The organism is Rosenbergiella sp. YN46 (genome assembly GCF_036620675.1).
GTDB lineage: Bacteria > Pseudomonadota > Gammaproteobacteria > Enterobacterales > Enterobacteriaceae > Jejubacter.
On record NZ_JAZHEE010000079.1, the window covers coordinates 1 to 1,301 of the forward strand.

Annotated in this window: 1 rRNA gene; it reads left to right on the forward strand. The window is 52.6% G+C overall.

The annotated features are described in order from the left end of the window. Positions 1–22: 22 nt before the first annotated feature. Positions 23–1,301: ribosomal RNA gene (locus V3W49_RS22535) — 23S ribosomal RNA — on the forward strand; the annotation flags it as partial.

Here is a 1,301-nt window from a genome sequence, read left to right on the forward strand (position 1 = left end):
CGAAGACATCTTCGGGTTGTGAGGTTAAGCGAATAAGCGTACACGGTGGATGCCCTGGCAGTCAGAGGCGATGAAGGACGTGCTAATCTGCGAAAAGCGTCGGTGAGCCGATATGAGGCGTTACCAGCCGGCGATGTCCGAATGGGGAAACCCAGTGTGATTCGTCACACTATCATTAACTGAATCCATAGGTTAATGAAGCGAACCGGGAGAACTGAAACATCTAAGTACCCCGAGGAAAAGAAATCAACCGAGATTCCCTGAGTAGCGGCGAGCGAACGGGGAAGAGCCCAGAGTCTGAATCAGTTTGTGTGTTAGTGGAACGGTCTGGAAAGTCCGGCGATACAGGGTGACAGCCCCGTACATGAAAGTGCACAGACTGTGAGCTCGATGAGTAGGGCGGGACACGTGTTATCCTGTCTGAATATGGGGGGACCATCCTCCAAGGCTAAATACTCCTGACTGACCGATAGTGAACCAGTACCGTGAGGGAAAGGCGAAAAGAACCCCGGCGAGGGGAGTGAAACAGAACCTGAAACCGTGTACGTACAAGCAGTGGGAGCACCCTTCGGGGTGTGACTGCGTACCTTTTGTATAATGGGTCAGCGACTTATATTCTGTAGCAAGGTTAACCGTATAGGGGAGCCGAAGGGAAACCGAGTCTTAACCGGGCGTTAAGTTGCAGGGTATAGACCCGAAACCCGGTGATCTAGCCATGGGCAGGTTGAAGGTTGGGTAACACTAACTGGAGGACCGAACCGACTAATGTTGAAAAATTAGCGGATGACCTGTGGCTGGGGGTGAAAGGCCAATCAAACCGGGAGATAGCTGGTTCTCCCCGAAAGCTATTTAGGTAGCGCCTCGTGAATTCATCTTCGGGGGTAGAGCACTGTTTCGGCTAGGGGGCCATCCCGGCTTACCAACCCGATGCAAACTACGAATACCGAAGAATGTTATCACGGGAGACACACGGCGGGTGCTAACGTCCGTCGTGAAGAGGGAAACAACCCAGACCGCCAGCTAAGGTCCCAAAGTCATGGTTAAGTGGGAAACGATGTGGGAAGGCCCAGACAGCCAGGATGTTGGCTTAGAAGCAGCCATCATTTAAAGAAAGCGTAATAGCTCACTGGTCGAGTCGGCCTGCGCGGAAGATGTAACGGGGCTAAACCATGCACCGAAGCTGCGGCAGCGACACTTTAGTGTTGTTGGGTAGGGGAGCGTTCTGTAAGCCTGCGAAGGTGTACTGTGAGGTATGCTGGAGGTATCAGAAGTGCGAATGCTGACATGAGTAACGATAAAGC